Source organism: Porphyromonas sp. HMSC065F10 (genome assembly GCF_001808555.1).
In the GTDB taxonomy this organism is placed as follows: domain Bacteria; phylum Bacteroidota; class Bacteroidia; order Bacteroidales; family Porphyromonadaceae; genus Porphyromonas_A.
Genome location: NZ_KV793777.1, coordinates 1 through 4657, shown reverse-complemented (window position 1 = coordinate 4657; position 4657 = coordinate 1). Strand labels below are relative to the sequence as shown.

General features: G+C 59.5%; 5 protein-coding genes. All 5 read left to right on the top strand.

Annotated elements, in window-relative coordinates; all coding sequences use genetic code 11:
- Nucleotides 1-483: 483 nt before the first annotated feature.
- The 5 genes from greA to HMPREF2890_RS03855 are packed head-to-tail and all read left to right on the top strand — an operon-like array spanning nucleotide 484 to nucleotide 4393.
- Nucleotides 484-954, top strand: coding sequence for a transcription elongation factor GreA (gene greA / locus HMPREF2890_RS03875; RefSeq protein ID WP_070465668.1), 471 nt, complete (start codon nucleotides 484-486; stop codon nucleotides 952-954).
- 14 nt (nucleotides 955-968) lie between these two features.
- Entirely contained in the window at nucleotides 969-1358 is a 390-nt protein-coding gene (locus HMPREF2890_RS03870) for an HIT family protein (protein WP_070465664.1), read from the top strand.
- Nucleotides 1359-1361: 3 nt separating this feature from the next.
- On the top strand, nucleotides 1362-1895 hold the full coding sequence (locus HMPREF2890_RS03865) for a DUF4924 family protein (RefSeq protein ID WP_070465658.1): 534 nt from the start codon (nucleotides 1362-1364) through the stop codon (nucleotides 1893-1895).
- Nucleotides 1892-2812, top strand: coding sequence for a dTDP-4-dehydrorhamnose reductase (gene rfbD, locus HMPREF2890_RS03860; protein ID WP_083289782.1), 921 nt, complete (start codon nucleotides 1892-1894; stop codon nucleotides 2810-2812). The genes HMPREF2890_RS03865 and rfbD overlap by 4 nt, the downstream gene beginning before the upstream one ends.
- Entirely contained in the window at nucleotides 2813-4393 is a 1581-nt protein-coding gene (locus tag HMPREF2890_RS03855; protein ID WP_070465655.1) for a peptide chain release factor 3, read from the top strand. It abuts the gene before it with no gap.
- The last annotated feature ends 264 nt before the right edge of the window (nucleotides 4394-4657 follow it).

Here is a 4657-nt window from a genome sequence, read left to right as displayed (position 1 = left end):
GTGTCGCACTGATTGACTGACTGGTAAGTGCGGCTCCCTGGCAGGGTCGCTTGGAAACGGCATTTCTGCTCTGCGACCCGCAAGGGGTCGAGGGTGTAGGGGCGGGTCTCTACACATCGGTCACCGCTTCGCGGATGACCGATGCCTTTGGAGCGAGCATCCTTCGGGTGCCTCACGGATGAGCACATCTTGGAATATGATTACCCTAATGCTCAAATGAGTCACCCATAGAGGAGGATAGACCGGACGGCAATTTTTTCGTACCTTTGTGGCAAGTCTGAGGGGTCAGTCGGGACCGCTACAGACCTCATACACAGAGACTGACTACAGGGTCGGAGCGGAGCCTCCGGGCTGCAGACGGAGCAACGATTCCGGGCGGAGTGCCGCTTGGGATTGTTTCCTTTTTGTCTGCCGGGCTGCTCCGATGGTCCTCACGTCGGGACTGACTACAGAGAAACCATTCATAGCACTTAGTATAAAACTATGGACTTTATCTATATGACCGAGGAGGGCTACAAGAAGCTCTCCGAGGAGATCAGTAAGCTGGAGAGCGTAGACCGCCCCGAGGTGATCCAGGAGATCGCCGAGGCGCGCGAGAAGGGTGACCTCTCCGAGAATGCCGAGTACTCCGCCGCCAAGGAGAAGCAGGCGGTGCTGGAGGATAAGATCGCCCAGCTCCGCATGCAGCTCGCCAACGCCCGCATCCTCGACACCGCCAATATCGACACCTCCAAGGTAGGCATCCTGAGCAGGGTGACGCTGACGAATATGAAGAATAAGCAGCAGCGCGTCTTCACCATCGTCTCCGACACAGAGTCGGATAATAAGGCGGGCAAGATCGGCATCTCCACCCCTATCGCAAAGGGTCTCCTCGGCAAGAAGCCCGGAGACATCTGCGAGATCGAGGTGCCCGCCGGTGTGCTCACCTTCCGCATCGATGAGATCAATATCTAAGCCGACCCTACGCCATGACCATCTTTAGCAAAATCATCCGGGGAGAGATCCCCAGCCACAAGATCGCCGAGGATGAGCACAACTATGCCTTCCTCGACATCAACCCCCTTCGCCCGGGTCATACACTCGTGGTGCCGAAGCGTGAGGTGGACTACTTCTTTGACCTCAGCGATGAGGAGCTGGCGAGCCTGATGAGCTTCGCAAAGAAGATCTCTGCCGCCATCCGGGAGATGAGTGGCTGTCGCAAGGTGGCTGCCGTTGTCCTCGGGCTGGAGGTCAATCACGCCCATCTGCACCTGATCCCGATCAATAGCGAGAGTGATGCCGACTTCCACGGCGAGCATGTCTCCATGACAGACGAGGAGCTGGAGGAGGTGGCACGACAGATCCGAGAGAGACTCTGAGGGATGTTTGTCGCTAAGCAGAAGAGGCACGAGAACATTGCCGAGTACCTGCTCTACATGTGGCAGGTGGAGGATATCCTCCGGGCGCTGCACTTCGATCCCGCAGAGATCCATCGCTACATAGAGCGAGGCTACGACTGCTCTGAGGAGCAGCGCCGGGAGGTGGAGGAGTGGTACCTCTCCCTCGCCCGGCAGATGCGTGAGGAGGGGATCCTCGAGCAGGGGCACCTGAGCTCCCTCACCGAGCTGATCAGCCGACTCGAGGGACTCTCCTCTGAGCTGCTGAGGGATAAGTCGGAGACTCTCTTCGCCACGCTCTACTACGCCGCACTCCCCGCCATCGTCCAGCTCCGCGACAAGGGCGCCGGGCGAGATCACGGCGAGGTGGAGACCGCCCTGATCGGTCTCTACGGCTATGTACAGCTGCGGGAGCAAGGGCGCGAGGTGTCGGAGGAGACCCTCCGAGGGATGAGGCAGCTGAGCACCTTCCTCGCCCTACTGGCAGACCGATTTCGCACGAGCGAGGAGGAGTCATGAGTGAGTCTATGGGGAGCGAGCGCCCGCTCGTATGGATCACAGGCGCCTCCGGGCAGCTAGGCACGGCACTCCGTCACCTACTCCCCGAGTCGGCCCACTACGACCGGGTGCTGACGACGAGGTCGGAGGTGGACCTGACCTCATTTGGTCAGCTGTCCCGCTTCCTCCGGGAGAGGGAGCCGGATGTGGTGATCAATTGCGCTGCATACACCGCTGTGGACGGGGCGGAGACGCTCTCCGAGGACGAGCTCTTCGAGACCAATACCCTCTGCCTGATGCAGCTCCACGAGCTGCGACCGCACCTCCCGATCGTGCAGATCAGCACGGACTACGTCTTTGGGGGCAATGCGGAGTCCACTATGCCCTATGTAGAGGAGGATGTGGCAGACCCCATCAATAGGTATGGGAAGTCAAAGGCTGACGCAGACCACTTCCTCATCGCCAACCATCCCGAGAGCTACATCCTCCGCACCGCCTGGCTCTACGGCCCGGCATCGTGGGGGCGGAGCTTTTACCGCTCCATAAGGAAAAAGGTGGAGGAGGGGCAGCCGATTCGCTGCGTCACCGATGAGGTAGGTTCACCCACCTCGACGCTGACTCTCACGCATGTGATCGGACGACTGCTGGACGGACTCACCGACCCCGAGGCTCCCGACCCCCTACCCTATGGACTGTATCACGTGGCAGACCTGGGCGAGACCTCGCGGTACCACTTCGCAGCGACCATCGCCCGGCTTCTCACCGGTCGGGAGGACTACCCGATCAGCCCCATCACGCAGGCCGACCTCGCACTACCCGCCTCGAGACCGCACTACAGCGCCCTCTCCACCGAGAAGATCCAGAAGTATTACCCTGACCTGCTCCGCCCCTGGGAAGAGGCGCTCCAGGAGGTCATCGACCGCGACACACAGCGATAAATGAAAGACTTTACAGAAGAGATAGCCCGCCGACGCACCTTTGCCGTCATTGCTCACCCCGATGCCGGTAAGACCACCCTCACCGAGAAGCTCCTCCTCTTCGGAGGAGCAATCCACGTCGCCGGGGCGGTCAAGAGCAATAAGATCCGCCGCTCTGCCACCTCCGACTGGATGGAGATTGAGAAGCAGCGCGGTATCTCCGTCGCCACCTCGGTGATGGGCTTTGAGTACGAGGACTATAAGATCAATATCCTCGATACCCCGGGACACCAGGACTTCGCCGAGGACACCTTCCGCACTCTCACCGCCGTCGACTCGGTCATCATCGTGATCGACGGGGCACGAGGCGTGGAGGCGCAGACGAAGAAGCTGATGCAGGTCTGCCGCCTGAGACAGACCCCGGTGATCGTCTTTGTCAATAAGATGGACCGCGAGGCGCAAAACCCCTTTGACCTCCTTGATGAGCTGGAGCAGGAGCTGCAGATCGCCGTCACACCGCTCTCCTGGCCGATCGACTGCGGGGACCGCTTCCGCGGGGTGTACAACATCGCCAAGGACGACCTCGAGGTCTTCAATCCTCAGGACAAGAGCCACGTCTCCAGCCGCGTGGAGGTGGACATCCACTCCCCCGAGCTGCTTAAGTATGCCACCGAGGAGCAGGCGGAGCACCTGCTGACCGACCTCGAGCTGATCGGAGGGGTCTACCCACCGATGGATGAGGAGAAGTACCTATCGGCGCAGCTGGCGCCGGTATTCTTCGGCTCAGCGCTCAATAACTTCGGCATCAAGGAGATGCTCGACACCTTTGTCCGCATCGCCCCCTCACCCCGACCCACCAAGGCGGAGGAGCGGATCGTGAGGCCTGAGGAGCCCGACTTCACCGGCTTTGTCTTCAAGATCCACGCCAATATGGATCCCAACCACCGCTCCAGCATCGCCTTTGTCAAGATCTGCTCCGGAGTCTTCCGGCGGAATACCAATTACCACCACGTCCGACGGGGCCGAGACTTCCGCTTCAGCAGCCCCACCGCCTTCATGGCGCAGCGGAAGGAGATCGTCGAGGATGCCTACGCCGGAGACATCGTCGGACTGCCCGACACCGGCAACTTCCGCATCGGGGACTCCCTGACGTGTGGCGAGGAGCTCCACTTCCGCGGGCTCCCGAGCTTCTCCCCCGAGCTCTTCAAGTACATCGAGAATGCCGACCCGATGAAGACGAAGCAGCTCCACAAGGGCATCGACCAGCTGATGGGCGAGGGTGTGGCGCAGCTCTTCACCAGCACCTATAATGGTCGCACGATCATCGGCACAGTGGGGCAGCTACAGTTTGAGGTGATCGAGTACCGCCTGCTGCACGAGTATCAGGCGAAATGTCGCTGGGAGCCGATCAGCCTCTACAAGGCGTGCTGGATCGAGTGCGATGATCCGGCAGTGCTGGAGGACTTCAAGCGACGCAAGGCGCCCTATATGGCGACCGACACCCAGGGGAGGGATGTCTACCTCGCCGACTCCGCCTACATGCTAAGCATGTCGCAGCAGGAGTTCCCCAAGGTCACCTTCCACTTCTCCTCCGAGTATTAAGTAGGGCTGCAAAGATACCATCACATCGAGGGGGCAAAGTCTCATAAAGTCTCCTAGGGTCTCCTCTTTGCACAAATCAATAGCTCTGAGCTTCGTCAGCAACTGATCACTCAGATTTCATCCGCAAGACGAAAACCAACAACAGTAAATGCCTCTATCAGATTATACCCGATAGGGTCGTTTTCTATTGTTTTTGGAGCAAAGCGAGTCGTTTTATACCCGATAGGTGTTATTTGGCGTATAGGTCAAAATGGTGGGTGAAAC

What these genes read in the sequence shown, in the direction of transcription:
- greA (WP_070465668.1), top strand. Translation starts at nt 484, where the DNA reads ATGGACTTTATCTATATGACCGAGGAGGGCTACAAGAAGCTCTCCGAG.
- HMPREF2890_RS03870 (WP_070465664.1), top strand. Translation starts at nt 969, where the DNA reads ATGACCATCTTTAGCAAAATCATCCGGGGAGAGATCCCCAGCCACAAG.
- HMPREF2890_RS03865 (WP_070465658.1), top strand. Translation starts at nt 1,362, where the DNA reads ATGTTTGTCGCTAAGCAGAAGAGGCACGAGAACATTGCCGAGTACCTG.
- rfbD (WP_083289782.1), top strand. Translation starts at nt 1,892, where the DNA reads ATGAGTGAGTCTATGGGGAGCGAGCGCCCGCTCGTATGGATCACAGGC.
- HMPREF2890_RS03855 (WP_070465655.1), top strand. Translation starts at nt 2,813, where the DNA reads ATGAAAGACTTTACAGAAGAGATAGCCCGCCGACGCACCTTTGCCGTC.